Below are 16,687 nucleotides of genomic sequence, written 5' to 3' on the forward strand. Positions count from 1 at the left end.
GCCGCCGGTTGAAGCCCCGCTTGGATTGTCGCCGAGAAAGCCGCCATTCCTGCCATTCAGCGGGTCAGGCTGGAGCATCGGGACCAGCCATTTGTTCAGCAGGTTGGAATTGGCAATAATCACCAGACTTGGAGGGCTGTGATCGGCGGAAGGTTGCCCAGTAAGGTTCGGAAGCCCTTCTCTCCAAAGTCATTTCCTACCGCAGCCTCTCATGTCATCAATCCTGATTAGCATTTCTAGGTAAGGGCGATATGGGGTTTTCGATATCGTGGATCGGCTTGCAAATGCCGAAATCGCGCGCACTTGAAGTGATGGGGTTCCAAGATACCGGTGAGATGGACGAAGCTAACGAGGCTCCCTTTTCCGCCGCCTATTTGCCAAGCGGCTGGACCATCGTCTGGGCGAACAGCTTCGAGTACGCTTCCCAACCTGACGTTATCCAGCATTCGCGGATGATCGGATGCCATGTCGAAGAACATCTCATGTTCAGCTCCTGTCATCTGGCCGAAAGCGGCAAGCAAGTCTGGAACGTGTGGCATAACGCACAGGAGGGCATTTATGATATCCACTCCACCGGTCCGGCCCCGACAGATTTTGAGACGATAGTGTCCGCGCAAAAGGCAGAACAGGATGCCGCTGGCGGAGAAAGCGCGGAGGTGGATTATCTCTTCGATGCTCCCCTCAACCTTGCCTTCTCGATCACGGGCTATCGACATGACCAGTGGAGTTATGACTGGGGCGAACCGCAATTCACAATCATCCAGCCTGTCTGACAAGTTCGATGGAAGCCCTTTTCGAGATCCTGTTCCAGTTCATTGGCGAGTTCCTGCTGCAATTCCTGTTTGAAGCCATCACAGACATCGGCTTCGACTGGTTTGACAAAACAGCGAAACCGGCACCTCGGCCGATCCTTTCTTCACTGGGCTTTCTGCTCTTGGGTACGGTGGCTGGCGGGGTCAGCCTGCTCGTCATGCCTCACTCGATGCTCACCACACCCTCGTTGCGAGTCATCAATGTGATTGTTACGCAGCTACTGGTGAGTTCCTGCATGATGGTGATGGTCGCGTCCGTCAATGAGGTGTAGAATCGGGTGTGGCCAGCGGGCTGCATTTTCAGGCGGCCTTGGGTGTGATCTTTAGCGGCTGAACCTCCTCGTTCGTTGGTGTGGCAAGGGCGACCATGCCCTCGATTTGCATGGAGCGGTGCTGGAGCTGGTATTGGTCGTTCTGCTCGAGCAGGATGGCTCCGACGAGGCGGATAATGCTATCCTCGTTTGGGAAGATGCCGACCACATCGGCGCGGCGCTTAACTTGCTTGTTAAGCCGTTCCAGCGGGTTGGTAGAATGCGGTTTGACCCGGTGCTGCTCGGGGAAGGTCATGTAGGCGAGCACATCGTGCTCGGCGTCGTCCATGCAGACGCCCAGCTTTGGCCAGCGGACACGCAACTGGTCGGCGACTTGGCGCCAGACCTGTGTCGCGGCGGCGTGGTCGGGCTGGAGGAAGACCTGGCGGATGGCAGCGGCAACCACGGTGTTCTGGCCCTTGGGCACATAGGCCAGCGCATTGCGCATGAAGTGGACGCGGCAGCGTTGCCATGTGGCGCTGAGCACGCGCGTGATCGCCGCCTTGAGGCCCTCGTGGACATCGGAGATCACTAGGTGTTTAGTCCCAGCATGTGATGGTGCGGTTCTACGATAAAGACCTCTGGCTTGGATTTCCAGACCTGCTCGATGGCCTCGTATGGCGTTTTGAAGCGGAGAGCCTTGAGTTGCTTGGCAAAGTTGTAGGCAACCAGCCAATCGCGGACGTGCCTGCGCAGTTCGATGATCGAGGCATAGTGGAAGGATTTGACGGTCGCTTCCTTGATAGTGCGAACCATGCGCTCTGCCTGACCGTTGGTCCATGGGTGATAGGGTTTGGTAAGCCGATGCTCGATGCCGTTTTCCCGGCATACGCGTCCGAAAATATGCGGAAAGGTCAGGCCTGTGCCGCGTTCGGTTTGGGCAAACTGGACCCCGTTGTCGGTCAGGATGGTGTGGATACGGTAGGGCACGGTTCTGATCAGCGCCTTGAGAAAGCCGGCCGCGACCATTTTCGTGGCTCTGCGGTAGAGGCGGGCAAAGACCAGTTTGGAGGTGCGATCGACAGCGACATAGAGGCAGGCCTTGCCGCCTTCATAGTGCAATTCCGCGATGTCGATGTGAAAGTAGCCGATCTCGTAGGTCTTGAACTTCTTGGGTTTCTCGCGATCCGCCTTGGGAAGCCGGGAGATGCCGTGTCGTTGCAAGCAGCGATGCAGGGAGGAGCGCGTCAGATGGGGGATCACGTCCTTCAAGGCGATATAGACATCGTCGAGCGGCAGTCGGGCCTGAACTCGCAGGGCCACAATGGCCGCTTCCTCCATGGGCGAGAGGACGGTGCTGCGTGGCTCTTTGGGGCCCATCGGTTTGTCCTCGACCGACTGACGGCTTCGCCACTTCAAGACTGTCTTTTCGTTGATCGCGTACTTCTTGGCGAGGCTCGCGACCGAAGCTTTCGATCGCTGTAGCTCTGCTCGAATGGCGTGCGTGGTCTTGGCGCTGCCATGGAGAACCTGGCCCATAACTCCCTCCGCTGTGATGACGATAAATCTACACCATCACATGCTGGGACTAAACACCTAGGGCGTGGACTCATTACGCTGCGCACCAGATGCGTGCGCAGACGAGTTTGACGGCAGCCATGAAATTGGCGGGATCCTTGTCGTAGCGGGTTGCGATGCCTCGGAACTGCTTGATCCGATTGAAGAAGCGTTCGACGAGGTTGCGCTGGCGGTAGAGCCATGACGAGAATCCGTAGCGCTGCGTGCGGTTGGAGCGGTTGGGGATGTTGGCCCACACGCCTCGCGCCGCAGCGGCTTCTCTGATGGCGTTGCTGTCATAGCCCTTGTCGCCCAGCAGCGTGGCGCCCTCGGGAATGTCGGCGATCAGGGCTTCGGCTTCGCAGGCATCATGAACCTGCCCGCCGGTCAATCGCAGGCCGACAGGACGTCCTTCAGCGTCGACAAGAGCATGGAGCTTGCTGGTAAGGCCGCCCCGGGAACGTCCCATGCCATGATCGAATGATCCCCTTTTTTAGCGGTCGCACCATGCTGGTGGACGCGCACGCAGGTGGAATCGATCATCACCAATTCGCCATTGAAGCCCGCAGGAACCGCAGAAAGCAGCCGGTCCCAGACCCCGGCCTTGCGCCAACGCACAAACCGATTGTAGCAGGTGGTCGAGGGGCCGTAGCGCTCGGGGACTTCCGCCCAGGGCGAACCGGATCGAAACCGCCACAGGATCCCGTTCAGCACCCGCCGATCATCAACCCGGGGCACGCCACGTGGCTTGTTGGGCAGCAGAGGCTCTATGATCAGCCACTCTTTGTCCGTCAGTTCGTATCGCCGCCGCGCCATCCGTCTCCCCTTTCTGGGTAACTCCTGAATCACGCAATGCCCGCAAACGCAACTCGCTTTATGAGTTTACGCCCTAGTTGTTTAGTCCCAGCATGTGATGGTGCGGTTCTACGATAAAGACCTCTGGCTTGGATTTCCAGACCTGCTCGATGGCCTCGTATGGCGTTTTGAAGCGGAGAGCCTTGAGTTGCTTGGCAAAGTTGTAGGCAACCAGCCAATCGCGGACGTGCCTGCGCAGTTCGATGATCGAGGCATAGTGGAAGGATTTGACGGTCGCTTCCTTGATAGTGCGAACCATGCGCTCTGCCTGACCGTTGGTCCATGGGTGATAGGGTTTGGTAAGCCGATGCTCGATGCCGTTTTCCCGGCATACGCGTCCGAAAATATGCGGAAAGGTCAGGCCTGTGCCGCGTTCGGTTTGGGCAAACTGGACCCCGTTGTCGGTCAGGATGGTGTGGATACGGTAGGGCACGGTTCTGATCAGCGCCTTGAGAAAGCCGGCCGCGACCATTTTCGTGGCTCTGCGGTAGAGGCGGGCAAAGACCAGTTTGGAGGTGCGATCGACAGCGACATAGAGGCAGGCCTTGCCGCCTTCATAGTGCAATTCCGCGATGTCGATGTGAAAGTAGCCGATCTCGTAGGTCTTGAACTTCTTGGGTTTCTCGCGATCCGCCTTGGGAAGCCGGGAGATGCCGTGTCGTTGCAAGCAGCGATGCAGGGAGGAGCGCGTCAGATGGGGGATCACGTCCTTCAAGGCGATATAGACATCGTCGAGCGGCAGCCGGGCCTGAACTCGCAGGGCCACAATGGCCGCTTCCTCCATGGGTGAGAGGACGGTGCTGCGTGGCTCTTTGGGGCCCATCGGTTTGTCCTCGACCGACTGACGGCTTCGCCACTTCAAGACTGTCTTTTCGTTGATCGCGTACTTCTTGGCGAGGCTCGCGACCGAAGCTTTCGATCGCTGTAGCTCTGCTCGAATGGCGTGCGTGGTCTTGGCGCTGCCATGGAGAACCTGGCCCATAACTCCCTCCGCTGTGATGACGATAAATCTACACCATCACATGCTGGGACTAAACACCTAGCTTCACGCCAGTCAGTCCGCGGCGTGCTAAGTCCTTGAGGAAGTCGGACCAGAACACCTCAGCCTCGGAAGGGCCGATGTGCAGGCCGACAATCTCGCGCTTGCCCTCCGTGTTGACGGCCACGGCGATTATCGCGGCGACGCTGACGATCCGCCCGCCCTCGCGCACCTTGAGGTAGGCAGCGTCGAGCCAGAGGTAGGGCCAATCGCCGGTGAGCGGGCGCTTCAGGAAAGCATGGACACGCTCGTCGATGTCCCATCAGGAACGCTTTGCGTTCCACAAAGCTGGGGGCAGAGCTTCGACACCGACGACTTCGAAATGCCGGTCATACCCATCGCCCGGACCAGTTCATCGACACGCCGGGTGCTGACGCCGGCAATCCACGCCTCCTGTATCACCGCGACCAGCGCCTTCTCCACGGTCTTCCTCGGTTCCAGAAAGCCGGGAAAATAGGCACCAGCCCGCAGTTTGGGGATCTTGAGGTTGAGCGTGCCGAGCCGGGTATCAAGGCTGCGGTCGCGGTCGCCATTGCGCCAGGTCGTCCGGTCGCCAGATCGTTCATGGCGGCCAGCGCCGACCAGGCCGTCAACGTCGGCCTCCATGATGATCTGCAAAACACTCTCAGCGATCGTACGCAGAAAATCTCCATCTCCGGTCTTCGCCATCAGCTCGGCAAGCGGTAGTCTGTCGTCGGTCATCGGGATCAACTCCTCGGTGGGCGTGTGAAGTGTGGTAACTCCACCTTACCGATGAGCCCGGTGGCCACCGAGATCGAAATCACCTGGTGTGGGGGCATGCCCCCACACCAGGTGATCGCCTCAATCTACACCAGAAATTACACCACAAGCACGGACGCTAACGTTCCATGGGCGGTCCCCTCGTGTGAGTCCTACAACGACATCACCTTGGCACATCGCGATGCCGTTGGTAGCCGTCCAACCCAACACCTCATAACAACTCAGGCTGTACAACTGGTCAGTCGTGAACCCGCAAGGTGAGATACCACTGGCGAGGTGGACTATAGGTTGCGGATACAAAGCCTACACTGCCGGGGGAGGATTGATCAAACCCGCCAACGACAAAGCGCTTATCGGTCAGATTGCGCACGCCCAAGGTCAGGCTCCAGCGCTCATCCCTGCCGGTATACCCAATCGAGCCATCCAGAATGCCGACATTGCCCGACTGAAGGTAACGCGAATTTTCCGCATCAGGATGAACGTTGCTCTTGTAGCTATAATCGGCGGCCAGAGAGAGTGCGCTGCCGTTTGCCAGAGCGTGCCGCCAAAACCCACCAAGAGCGGCCGACCATTCGGGGGTATTGACCAGCTTGTTGCTTGCCGCGAATGTCACGCCGGGGCTGAGCTGGCGATAATAGGCATCCAGATAGCCGACGCTGCCGTTGATCGACAATTCGCCCAGCTTCGCCTGCGCCTCGGCCTCAAAGCCGCGGATCGTGGCCTTGCCGCCATTTTTGAATACGGGTGAAAGGCCATTGTAGACCGTAACCTGCATGTTGTCATAATCGGTGCTGAAGGCCGCCAGATTGAGACGCAGCTTGCGATTGAGGAGCGTGGATTTCAGACCAAGCTCATGCGTATTGGCCGTCTCGGGCCGGAAGGTCAGCTGACTGATGTCGTTCGGCGGTGATATGACGTCAAGCAAACGCGTGGTCCAACCACCCGACTTGAACCCCTGCGAGAACGAATAATACGTCATCAGATCGGACGAGAATTTGTACTCAGCCCCGGCCTTGAACGACACGTTACTGAACGACAGCTTGTTCTTGCCAACCGGGTAGACGCGCGTGGGATCGGTAGGGTCGGGCAGAATGGCCAAAACGGCGGGCGATAGAGGAAGAGCGGTGGGGTCCACTCCGCGCCCACGCAGGAAGAAAGAGTTCAGATCCTTCTGAAAGCCTTCAAACTCCTTATTTTCCTTAGTATAGCGCATACCAAAGGTCAGACCGAACTTGTCGGTGACATCAAAATGCTCATGCGCAAAAGCGGCGAAAGCCAGGTTGCTGAAATGGTTGTAGCCATAGACCTGCACCAGACCTTCGGCGAACACGGGGCTGTCGGTCAGATCGCCATCTTCCATGAAGTAATAAAGGCCGACGATGCTCTTCAGACGATTGTTGAGAGCGTTGTTACTGACCTGCAATTCCTGCGAAAATTGCGACTGGTTCATGTCGAAAGAGGCATCGTTCACCACTATCGGCGCGGCAGCATTCTCACTGCCAAAACGCGAATGCAAAGCACGATAGGCTGTGATCGACTTCACGGAAGTCGTGTCCGTCAGCGTCAGATTGGCAGTGGCCGAAACGCCCCCAGCTTTCAGGATGTCGAAATTGCTGCCGCGGGCATAGCTGGTGTCGATATTGCCGGTCAGCAAGGCATCACTGATCGGAAGGCGGTTGTTGTTGGGGTTGCTGTCGGTATTGACGCCAAAGTAGCTGGTCCCGACCGTCCCACGATTGCTGCAGATGAATGCGGGCGCTGCACCAAAAATGCAGCCGTTGTAGGCGGCCAGCAAGGTGCCATCGGTGGGCCCGGCAAAGGTCTTGATCAAGGTGGACGGACGTGCTGCCTGATCCGCATTCGTATAGTCGGCGCTAATCAAGAGGTTGAAGCGGGCGCTGGGAACCCATTTCAGCTTGCCGCGCAGATTGATCGCGTTTTCACCGCCCTGCGTATCAAAGCCGCCGGGGGCTCCGGCAGTTCGAAACTGGCCCAGGTCGCTGGTGCCGATCACGCCGGGGAAGGCAATGCGCTTCTGATAGCCGTCGCGCCGCTTGTAAGAGAAGGAAACCTGCGAGAACAACTGGTCACCGATCAGCGGCACATCAACCGATCCGCGCACATCGGTGCGGTTGAAACTGCCGCCCGTCAGTTCAAAGGCATATTTGAAATCCTTGCCAGGATCGCGGGTAACGATGTTCAGTGCGCCGCCGATCGTATTTCGTCCAAACAGCGTGCCTTGCGGCCCCTTGAGCACCTCGATCCGCTCCAGATCAAGCAAATCGGCCACTGCACCCAAGGAACGGGCAAAATAGACGCCATCGATATAGACGCCAACGCCCGGTTCCAGATTGAAGGCAAAGTCATTCTGCCCCACCCCACGAACCGATGCGACGAGGATCTGCGATGAACCCGCAAAGCCGGACGTGTTCTTTATGTCAACATTGGGCGTGAAGGACGAAATCTGACCGATGTTGGTCAAGCCACGCTGACGCAAGGTTTCATTGCTGAAGGCAGAAATGGCGATCGGAACCTTCTGGATATTCTCCGATCGATGCTGGGCCGTCACCACAATTTCGCCGACGGCGCTTTCCTGCTTTGGCTGGGCCGGGGTTTCCTGTGCCCAGGCCGGCGTTAACGGTACAAGCGCACTTGCCACCAGAAAACTGAATCTCTTCCTCATATTGTAGCTCCCCTGAGTTAGGCTTGGTTCGACCTCTCCTCACAGGGGAAAACAGTGTCATGTCTGATTGCCGGGCGATTGCTTGTTGCGGCCCCTTCTTTTGTCGCCAGCGGTCAGGAATGTTTAGCGATTGCCCCGAAAATCGCGGGGGCTGATGCCAAAGCGGGCGCGAAACGCACGGCTGAAATGAGCCGAATCCTTAAAGCCGCAATCAAAAGCGATCGAGGTAATGCTGCGCTGAACCGACCGTTGCGTCGCCAATTGATTATGCGCCGCAACCAGACGCCTTTCCCAGATGAAATCGGAAAGCGGTCGCCCCTGGTCCGCAAACAGCTTGCGCAAATAGCGCCCCGAAATGCCCAATCGCTGCGCCACAAATTCACACGAAAGCGATTCGTTGCCCAGTTCGTCTTCAACCAGCCGCATGGCGCGCTGAATCAAGAGATAGCGCGGTTGGCTGGTGGTGCGTACAGGCCCTTCGCGAATTTCGGAAAGTGCGGCAGCGACCATGCCCAACATCGTATCCCGCATCTGTCGCATGGTGGCATCGCCAATGGCATCCAACTCGCGACAAACCTCCCCGATCAACAAGGACGCCACCCGCCCCGTGCCGCTGTCCCCGCGAACGGGAATGGCGGTCAGATCACCGACGTTGCCCACAAGATGGGAAAAACGGTCGCGCTCTATGCGCATCACCGTCATTTCGAAGGGCTGGCGAAGGCCGATGTGATAGGTCGCGGCAGTGTCGTAGATGGCAAAATCACCAGATCCCAAAATGGCGTCTCGTCCGTTCTGGGAGAGCATCGCGCTGCCGGAACTGATACGGCTGAGCAATACATAATCATCATGCGAGCGCCCGATACGTGACTTGTCGCGGGTCACTGAATGTGCGGTCGCCTGCACATCCATGACCAGCGTGTCGTGCAGATTGCGCAGCCGCATGGCTCCCTGAAACGGCGTATCCTTGTCGATGCAGACATCAAGATCGATCAACGCTTCGCAAACCGCGTCACGCCACTGCCGATGATCTCTTGTAACATTGATACGACCAACTTCGGTGCATTGCATGGCAGCCCCCATTCGATCGGCTAAAGCACCCGTTTTTCCGGTACTCTCACGGCGCCTAATATGGCAGATCCGGATGCGGCATGTGTCCCGCTATGCCAGCCATCCTGTCGCTTCTCACCAGCCTTCTTTGCCGTGATGCATCCCTGTGCTCGGTTATTCACATTATAGGTCCGATGACCGGATGCAAAGGCAATTTCCCTTCATGCCTGTTTCCTGGCGAGACTGTCATGAAGATCGGCGCCCTTTCACAAGCCGCTGTCGTCTCCCACATCGACCTGTGCATCAGCGTCGGCCTTGTCGCAAATTGAAGCACGGGTAAAGCGGCTGCGTGGACGGTCGTCAAACAGCACCTGAAAAACATCCGGCCTTGCATAATGGCCGATCGGATCGGCCGCTGCCTTTGCATAGGCGATGAGTGACGTGTCGATCTCTGCAATCACCAGCCCTTCCTCGGTCGGAGCGATGCGCTGAGCCAAGGGCGCGCCATCTGGGCCGAAAATCATCGAGCACCCGCCGCCAAGAGGCAAAAGGTCCGCCTTTGCCGGTTCATCGCACAACATGGCCTGAATTTTGGGCGTGACCACCATGGTCGCGGCAATCACGAAGCACTGGCCCTCTGCGGCATAGACCTGGGTTACCGCGCTGTTGAGATCGGCACCCAATGCGTAGGCCTTGCCCTCGTAAAGCGAAAAGGCAGGCCAGGATGCGATGTGGATCTGTTCGTGCTGGGCAAACATTGCGTATTTGACGAGCGGCTGAAGATGTTCCCAGCAACACAGCGCCCCCAACCGGCCCAGTTCGGTGGCGTGAACCCTCAGATCGCTGCCGTCGCCATCGCCGAAGACCGAGCGTTCGACATGGGTAGGACGCAACTTGCGGCGGTGGGCCAGGATCGATCCGTCGCCGGCAATGATGGTCTGGCCAAGGTAGAGCGAACCATGATCCCGCTCGCTTGTGCCCAGCACCACAGTCATCCCCGCCCTCGCGGCCGCAGCGGCGATGGCTTCCATTTCCGGGCCATCGCGCTCGATCGAATTGGCATGGTAGCGCCCGACGAACTGCATGCCCCATGCCTGCGAGCCCAGCCACGACCAGAAGGGATAACCGGGCAACCACGCTTCAGGAAAGGCTAACAACTTCACGTCCTGTTGTGCGGCCTGTTCGATCAAGGCTATCGTCTTATCCACCGTGCCGGCCAGATCGAGGAATTCAGGCGCAGCCTGAACGGCAGCGGCCTTAAATGGCTGCGACAATGTCATTTCTCTCTCCATCTTGTTGCTGCAAAGTCGGCAGGTTAACCGTCCGCCGACCAGCAAAGTCTTTCAATTACGCTGGAACTGCGGGGCCGTTTCCGCCAGCAAGGCGGTCATCATCGCGCCCACGGTAAGCACGCCGGACACCGCCACCAGCGTGACAACCAAACCGGCATGCTGGGCAATGAAACCGCCAATGGCCGGAGCGATACCGCCGCCAAAGATTTCCCCCACGCCAATGGCAAGGCCCATGGCGCTTGAAACCATCTCAGGCGGCACCGATTCGCCGGGAACCGGGCCCGCAAGCAAAGCGTTGGCTCCGCAGCAGGCAAAGGCCGCAAGAAACAATGTTGCAAACAGGCCTGTCGGACCAAACCCGCCTAGGGCCAGCAGCAGCAACGCAATGGCCCCCAGGAGGAAGGCACCTGCCAGCGAGCGCCTGCGCCCAAGCCGGTCTGACGCGGCCCCCACCGCGATCTGTCCGGCAAACCCGCCGAAACCCAGACCGGACATCACCATGCCCATCGTTGCCGTTGGCAAATGCGCGACATCTGTCAGGAACAATGGGGTCATCACGCCCAATACAAATACGCCGCTCATCGAACAGCAGATCACCGGCAGGACCACGCGCATGTTCGCATAGCGCAGCACGGCCAGCCATCCGCTGTTCTGCTGTGGTCTGTCCGTCTTAACAGCCGCAACCGGCGTTTCACGCAACACACGCGCCAGGACCAGCGCCAACAACAATCCGGGCACAGCCACCAGCATGAACACGTCTCGCCACGAGGGCAGCACCAGCACCAGTTGCGTGGCAATGATCGGCCCCAAGGCGAGGCCAAACAGTGCAAAGGCAGAGCTGATGATCCCCAGATTCAGCCCTCTGCGCTGAGGTGGCGAGGCATCGAGCGCAGCGGCATAGCTTGAAGGGCAATAGGCCCCTTCAGCCACCCCCATAGCCAATCGGGCCAGAAACAGCGTGGCAAAGCCATTTGCCAGACCACTTAGTCCCGACATCAACGAAAAGCCGATGATTGCCGGTATGATGATAATCCGCCGACCGACGCGATCAGCCAAACGGCCCATGGCAATCGCAAACACGCCCCAGGAAAGCCCAACCGCCGAAGCCAGCGCCCCCAGATCCTGGTAATCGAATTTGAGATCCTGCATGATTTGCGGCGCAAGAGGCGTCACCAGCCAACGATCAAGCCCTACGAGCCCGAAACCCAACGCAAGCAGGGCGACTACCTTGACTTCATAAGCAGGGCATTCATCGCTCTGTCTAATGTGATGGGAAGCATTATGCATGAATTTCTCCCGAGCCCTGCGCGCAATGGCATCAGTTCATGGGATAATGTGCGCAATGCGAAGCGGATTGGCTGCAACGGCACGATCATTGGCACTGGGCGGCCCTTTATCGCAAGCAACCGTCCTGCAGGTCTTCAAAACAGGTTGGCGCCATGCTCGATGGGCCGTTCACGCAAAGGCAGGTAGCGCAGAAATTCACGAGTGGCATCGCTCAGCAAACCGCGACTGCGGCGATAGACCCAGAAATGACGCCGCAATTCGAGTGATGGCACGTCAAGACGCCTGACTTTGTCCTGCTCCATATTGACCGCCATCAAGGGGACGGGAAGCCAGGACAACAACCGACTTGCCGCGCACATGGCAGCCATTGTCTCGACCGAATGGGTTTCCATGCCAACCGAAACCTTATGCCCCAGACTCCGTGCGAGCGCTTCGAAGCGCGCCCGGGGGCTGAACGCGGCGCCAGGCATAACCCATTGGCAGGCGAAAATGTCCTCCAGTGACGGAGCGTGGTCAATAGGGTGATCATGCGCACAGAAAACGGCGAAATCATCGCTGTAATCGCAACACCCGATACATGATACCGCCTCGTCCCTGATTTCACCTGCAGTCAGCGCGATGTCAATTTCACGCTGCTCCAGCGCCTGAAGCAAGGCGCTGTTAACGTCCTCGCGCGCCTCGATCCTCAAGGCCGGGCTAAGTTCCAGCATATGCGCAGCGGCCTTCACGACCAGCCCTCGCATGACCGCCGCAACCGCACCCACGCGGACTGTTCCCCGCCGCAGCCCCCGGAATGCGGCCAATTCATCGCGCAGGTCGTCCATATCAGCCAGCAGATGCCCAGCATGGCGAAACAGCACCTCGCCCGCATCCGTCAACACCATGCCGCGCGTGGTGCGATCAAAGAGAGGCTGGCCCGACTGCGCCTCCATCCGTTGCACAAGACGGCTAAGTGAGGGCTGGGCCAGATGAACCTGTGCCGCAGCCCGCCCCAGACTGCCTGTTTGCGCCACGGCGACAAAGCACTGCAATTCGCGTTCGGAGAAAGTCATGCATCAAGCGTATGAGTTTTTCCCAAATATGCAATTGTATCGATGATCCAGTGTGCGATCTTTGGGACAACAAGGCCCCATAAAACGGCCGGTATATCTGGAGAGAGAACTGTGGCCGTCACAGACTATATCGATGATCGCCCCAATGAGGGGGTCTTTCGGGTCAACCCGGCGATCTTCACCGACCGCGCCGTCTTCGATGCCGAGATCAGGACGATCTTCGAAGGCGGCTGGGTATTCCTGGGCCTATCGTCACAGGCCGAGCAGCCGCATGACTATTGCACCACCCAGATCGGCCGCGTCTCGGTGCTGGTTCAGCGCAGCGGGCAAGGCGAACTGGGCGCTTTCATCAATGCCTGCCGCCACAAGGGGGCTCGCCTGGCCCAGCTTCGGCAGGGAAGCGCGGCCCTGCATGTCTGCCCCTATCATAGCTGGAGCTTTGACAGCGCGGGCCGCAACAAGGCCATCAAGAGCAAACGAGCAGGATGCTATTCCGATGCTTTTAATCAGGACGATCATGGCCTGATCCGATTGCCCCACTTTGCCAATTATCGCGGATTTCTGTTTGGCAGCCTAACACCGGACGTGCCCCCACTGACAGATCATCTGGGCGAGGCGGCCAAATTGCTGGATCTGGTGGCAGATGAGGGAGAACGCGGGCTGGAACTGGTGCCGGGACAGGTCACCTTCACCTACGCAGCCAACTGGAAGCTGCAATTGGAAAACTGTTCAGACGCCTACCATTTCACCTCGACCCATCCATCCTATATTCGCGTGCTGGAACGGCGCCAGCAGGAATTCGATCAGGACGTCGTGGCGTCGGTCTGGGAAAGCAGCGATTACTGGAAAGACGACGCAACCGGAATTGGTGGCGGCAGCTTCAGCTTCGTCAACGGGCATGCGCTGAACTGGGGCGTGTTCGGAGTGACAGCAGCCTCTCCGCTTTATGACCGTTCCGCCCAGTTGGCCGAACGCCATGGTGAGGCGAAACGGGACTGGATGTTCAACATGCGCAACCTGACCATCTTTCCCAACCTCCAAATCGCGGAAAACGCCTCAAGCCAGTTACGGATCATTCGCCCACTGGCTCCGAACCTGACCGAAATGCGCACGTGGTGCCTCGCCCCAAAGGGCGAGAGCGCAGCCGCCCGCCGTCAGCGCATTCGGCAATATGAGGACTTTTTCAACCCGACCGGCATGGCAACGCCCGATGACACGATATCCTACGAAAACTGCCAGATGGGCTATGGCGGAGGCAAAATCGGATGGTTGCAGGGCTATGCAAGAGGCATGACGGCCAGCGTTCCGGGCGGGAACCGCTTTGGCGATCTCCTTGGCCTGCATCCGGAACGTAGCGTGCTGGCCGACCCACAGCTTTGCGACGAAACCCTTTTTCACAGCTATTACAGAGCTTGGGCCAACCGCATGAAGCAGGAGTTGTCGGCATGAGCGCAACCATCACTCTTGAGGCGGCAAAAGCGCTGCTCCATCGTGAAGCCTATCTGCTGGACACATGGCAATTCAACGCATGGCTGGAATTGTATCTGCCCGATATGGAATTCTGGATGCCGGCGTGGCGCGATGAAGTAACGACCACGCAGGATCCCGATTGCGAGTTGTCGCTGATCTACTACAAAGGGCGGCGCAATCTCGAAGATCGGGTCATGCGCCTGACATCGGGTCACTCGACCGCGTCCACGCCTCCGGCAAGAGTCCTGCACATGATCAGCAATGTGGAGATCATCTCCGGCAACAGGCCAACGGCGGAGGTTCGCTCGGCCTTTGTTTGCCATCGCCACGATACGCGCATGAACCGAACCGATTATGTGTTCGGCAGGTATGAACATCACTTGCGGATGGAAGAAGGACGCATTCGGATCGCAAGAAAAAAGATCATCCTTCTCAATGATGTCATCGCAACATCATCGGACATCTATTCGATCTAGAGCGTTTTTGAACCGGATGGAATCATCCGGTGACTCGGAAAACGCGGTAAAACAGGAATCTGCAGTAATCGTTCCGGTGCAATCGGAACGATCGCATTAGGCCGTATCCCCGCCTTCGATGGCTGATCACGATTCACAAAACGCCCATTGGCAAGGGGTGTTTAACTCTTAACTCAGCAAGGACAATTTCTTCAGGATCGCCAGAAAATTATCTCTGTTTTCAGGCCCTACGATCTCGTCGATCCTGTCATTATGAGCTCTGGCCTTCACATCGAGATCGCACAACTGGGTCTCCCCGGCTTCGCTCAGAGTCAGGCGGAAATTACGCCTGTCCGTCTCATCCCGCTCACGCACCACCAGGCCGGCCTTGCCCAACTCGCGCAGAGAGGCAGTCAACGTGGATTTGTCCCGCCCTGTGGCGGCGCTCAGTTCCGTCTGGTTGATGCCGGGATTATCGTGAATGATACGCAGCAGAGCATACCAGCCGGGCCATATGTGGATTTCGCCCAAGCTTCGTGCATAGGCGGCAAAGGATGCCTCCTGTGCGCGGCGCAGATGATAGGCGATTACATCGTCCAGCCCACGGGTCCAATTGCGCGTTTCGGCTGGAACCGGAGCCTCCACTCGCCGCCTTTTACCGGCCATGGACCGCCACCGGCCGTATGAACAGGCATCCAACGGGGTCAGTCAAGTTGCAGCAGCAATTTGGCATTGAAGGTTCCAACTCCCCGAGAAGCCGGAACCGCTGGCATGGACAAAGGACCAAAGTCAAGTGTCCGCAGGGAATACCGCCCGTTCAGCGGGGGGCGACGTGCCTTGCAATAAGGCTCAACGTGCCCATGACCAACACCATCACTCCAGCAATCGCCCAATGAAACCCCGTCAAGCCCAAAGCTCCAGCCATGACCGCGCCCAGCAGCGCACTGAGCATCGCGCCAAGGCGACCGATGCCCGTTGCCAACCCTACGCCTCTGGCCCGCATGGCGGCAGGATAGATGTTTGATGCCAGCGCATACAGACTGGTCTGCACTCCGTTTACACAGCCTCCTTCGATCGCGATAAGCATAAACATCCCAGCAAGAGACATGCCGGAACGCGACAGGATGGCCAGCACTGCGGCGGCCAGAACCGCCGTCAACGACATGGTCAGCATGACACGGCGTGAACCGTAACGTCCGATGGCGGCGCCCCCCATCAAGGCGGCAACCACGCCGCCCATGTTGAATGCCGCCAGTCCCTGAGCCGCCTGCGCCACGCTAAGGCCGCTTTCGGACAGCAATGTGGGCAACCAGTTAAACGCGGAATAGACTGCCATCAACGAGAAGAAGAAAGACATCCACACCAGCAGAGTGTCCTTCCTCCAGGCCGGGGCCAGCACTGCAGAGAGCGGAAGCGAGGCCTCTTTGGCAGGCTCAATAGAGGGCATTCCAGTCATGGCGCCCTCACCAAGCCCCATCCGACGCAGGCTGCTGCTGATCCGCGCTTCGCTGGCGCCGCTGCATAGAAGGAATGTCACCGATTCCGGCAGAACCAAAGCCAGCACTGCGGCCAACGCCAGCGTACAGCCTCCCGCCAGCACAAACAGCGCCTGCCATCCCATCAGCGGCAGGACAACCGAAGCTGCCATGCCGCCCACAACACCGCCCAAAGGCACGCAGACAATCGAAATGATCACCGCAAGACTGCGATGGCGGGCCGGCGTGAATTCTGTCGCCAAAGCTGCCACATTCGGGAAAGCAGCCCCCAACCCCAATCCCGCAATAAACCGCAGCGCGCCAAGTTGGGCAGGCGATCCGGCAAAACCGATCATCAGCGTTGCCACCCCAAACAGCACCACGCTGGACACCAGCGCCAGCTTGCGCCCCATCCTGTCGCCCACCATGCCCCCGCTGATCGCGCCGATCAGCATGCCGAACTGCGCCGCCGCCAGCGCGCCACCCAACGCCGATTTGGGCACCCCCCAGTCCTTCATCAGGCTGGGCAAGGCAAAGCCGAGGGCCTGATTATCAAACCCGTCAAGCAGAACTGCGAGCGAAACCAGCGCCAGCAGCAGCTTTTGTGAAAGGCTCCACGCGCGATCTTCCATCAGCTTGGCCTCGCCGTTCACTGGCGTATCTCCCAAAAC

Annotated in this window: 14 protein-coding genes and 2 pseudogenes; 4 read left to right on the forward strand and 12 right to left on the reverse strand. The window is 58.5% G+C overall.

Annotated features, from left to right (window positions below; genetic code table 11):
• Positions 1 to 284: 284 nt before the first annotated feature.
• Both PQ467_RS20830 and PQ467_RS20835 read left to right on the forward strand, forming a co-directional pair.
• Positions 285 to 773: a hypothetical protein gene (locus tag PQ467_RS20830; RefSeq protein WP_274176396.1), complete on the forward strand. Its 489-nt coding sequence runs from the start codon at positions 285 to 287 to the stop codon at positions 771 to 773.
• 8 nt (positions 774 to 781) lie between these two features.
• Positions 782 to 1,084 carry a hypothetical protein gene (locus PQ467_RS20835; RefSeq protein WP_274176397.1) on the forward strand — a complete coding sequence of 101 codons (303 nt, stop codon included), beginning with the start codon at positions 782 to 784 and terminating at the stop codon, positions 1,082 to 1,084.
• A gap of 28 nt (positions 1,085 to 1,112) precedes the next feature.
• On the opposite strand, the pseudogene PQ467_RS20840 reads toward PQ467_RS20835, so the two are convergent.
• The 10 genes and pseudogenes from PQ467_RS20840 to PQ467_RS20885 form a co-directional block, all read right to left on the reverse strand.
• A pseudogene (locus PQ467_RS20840) lies at positions 1,113 to 1,658 on the reverse strand (transposase); the annotation flags it as partial.
• A complete protein-coding gene (locus tag PQ467_RS20845; RefSeq protein ID WP_274175425.1) occupies positions 1,655 to 2,602 on the reverse strand; it encodes an IS481 family transposase in 948 nt (315 codons plus the stop codon). The gene PQ467_RS20845 and the pseudogene PQ467_RS20840, both read right to left, overlap by 4 nt.
• A gap of 73 nt (positions 2,603 to 2,675) precedes the next feature.
• Positions 2,676 to 3,436 (reverse strand): IS5 family transposase gene (locus PQ467_RS20850; RefSeq protein WP_443193022.1). Its coding sequence is split into 2 segments (ribosomal slippage): positions 2,676 to 3,107 and positions 3,110 to 3,436, totalling 759 coding nucleotides; the frame shifts between segments, so codons are not numbered across the junction.
• Between the two features lie 73 nt (positions 3,437 to 3,509).
• Positions 3,510 to 4,457, reverse strand: coding sequence for an IS481 family transposase (locus PQ467_RS20855; RefSeq protein WP_274176399.1), 948 nt, complete (start codon positions 4,455 to 4,457; stop codon positions 3,510 to 3,512).
• A gap of 58 nt (positions 4,458 to 4,515) precedes the next feature.
• Positions 4,516 to 5,216 (reverse strand): annotated as a pseudogene (locus tag PQ467_RS20860) (IS256 family transposase); the annotation flags it as partial.
• Positions 5,217 to 5,493: 277 nt separating this feature from the next.
• A complete protein-coding gene (locus tag PQ467_RS20865) occupies positions 5,494 to 7,938 on the reverse strand; it encodes a TonB-dependent receptor (protein ID WP_274176400.1) in 2,445 nt (814 codons plus the stop codon).
• A 123-nt stretch (positions 7,939 to 8,061) separates the two neighbouring features.
• A complete protein-coding gene (locus PQ467_RS20870; RefSeq protein WP_274176401.1) occupies positions 8,062 to 9,006 on the reverse strand; it encodes a helix-turn-helix domain-containing protein in 945 nt (314 codons plus the stop codon).
• A gap of 245 nt (positions 9,007 to 9,251) precedes the next feature.
• Positions 9,252 to 10,265, reverse strand: a complete 1,014-nt coding sequence (locus PQ467_RS20875; RefSeq protein WP_443193040.1) for a carbon-nitrogen hydrolase family protein — start codon at positions 10,263 to 10,265, stop codon at positions 9,252 to 9,254.
• A gap of 63 nt (positions 10,266 to 10,328) precedes the next feature.
• Positions 10,329 to 11,564 (reverse strand): MFS transporter, encoded by a 1,236-nt coding sequence (locus PQ467_RS20880; protein ID WP_274176403.1) that lies wholly within the window; start codon positions 11,562 to 11,564, stop codon positions 10,329 to 10,331.
• 134 nt (positions 11,565 to 11,698) lie between these two features.
• Entirely contained in the window at positions 11,699 to 12,616 is a 918-nt protein-coding gene (locus tag PQ467_RS20885; protein ID WP_274176404.1) for a LysR family transcriptional regulator, read from the reverse strand.
• 111 nt (positions 12,617 to 12,727) lie between these two features.
• Between PQ467_RS20885 and PQ467_RS20890 the strand changes: the two genes are divergently transcribed.
• Positions 12,728 to 14,065: an aromatic ring-hydroxylating oxygenase subunit alpha gene (locus PQ467_RS20890; protein WP_274176405.1), complete on the forward strand. Its 1,338-nt coding sequence runs from the start codon at positions 12,728 to 12,730 to the stop codon at positions 14,063 to 14,065.
• Entirely contained in the window at positions 14,062 to 14,562 is a 501-nt protein-coding gene (locus tag PQ467_RS20895) for an aromatic-ring-hydroxylating dioxygenase subunit beta (RefSeq protein WP_274176406.1), read from the forward strand. The genes PQ467_RS20890 and PQ467_RS20895 overlap by 4 nt, the downstream gene beginning before the upstream one ends.
• Positions 14,563 to 14,730: 168 nt before the next feature.
• Here the strand turns inward: PQ467_RS20895 and PQ467_RS20900 are convergent, their stop codons facing one another.
• Together PQ467_RS20900 and PQ467_RS20905 are read right to left on the reverse strand one after the other, a co-directional pair.
• Positions 14,731 to 15,186 carry a MarR family winged helix-turn-helix transcriptional regulator gene (locus PQ467_RS20900; RefSeq protein ID WP_274176407.1) on the reverse strand — a complete coding sequence of 152 codons (456 nt, stop codon included), beginning with the start codon at positions 15,184 to 15,186 and terminating at the stop codon, positions 14,731 to 14,733.
• A gap of 172 nt (positions 15,187 to 15,358) precedes the next feature.
• Positions 15,359 to 16,669, reverse strand: a complete 1,311-nt coding sequence (locus PQ467_RS20905; protein WP_274176408.1) for an MFS transporter — start codon at positions 16,667 to 16,669, stop codon at positions 15,359 to 15,361.
• Between the last annotated feature and the right edge of the window lie 18 nt (positions 16,670 to 16,687).

The sequence above is a fragment of the Novosphingobium sp. KACC 22771 genome (assembly GCF_028736195.1).
Classification (GTDB): domain Bacteria; phylum Pseudomonadota; class Alphaproteobacteria; order Sphingomonadales; family Sphingomonadaceae; genus Novosphingobium.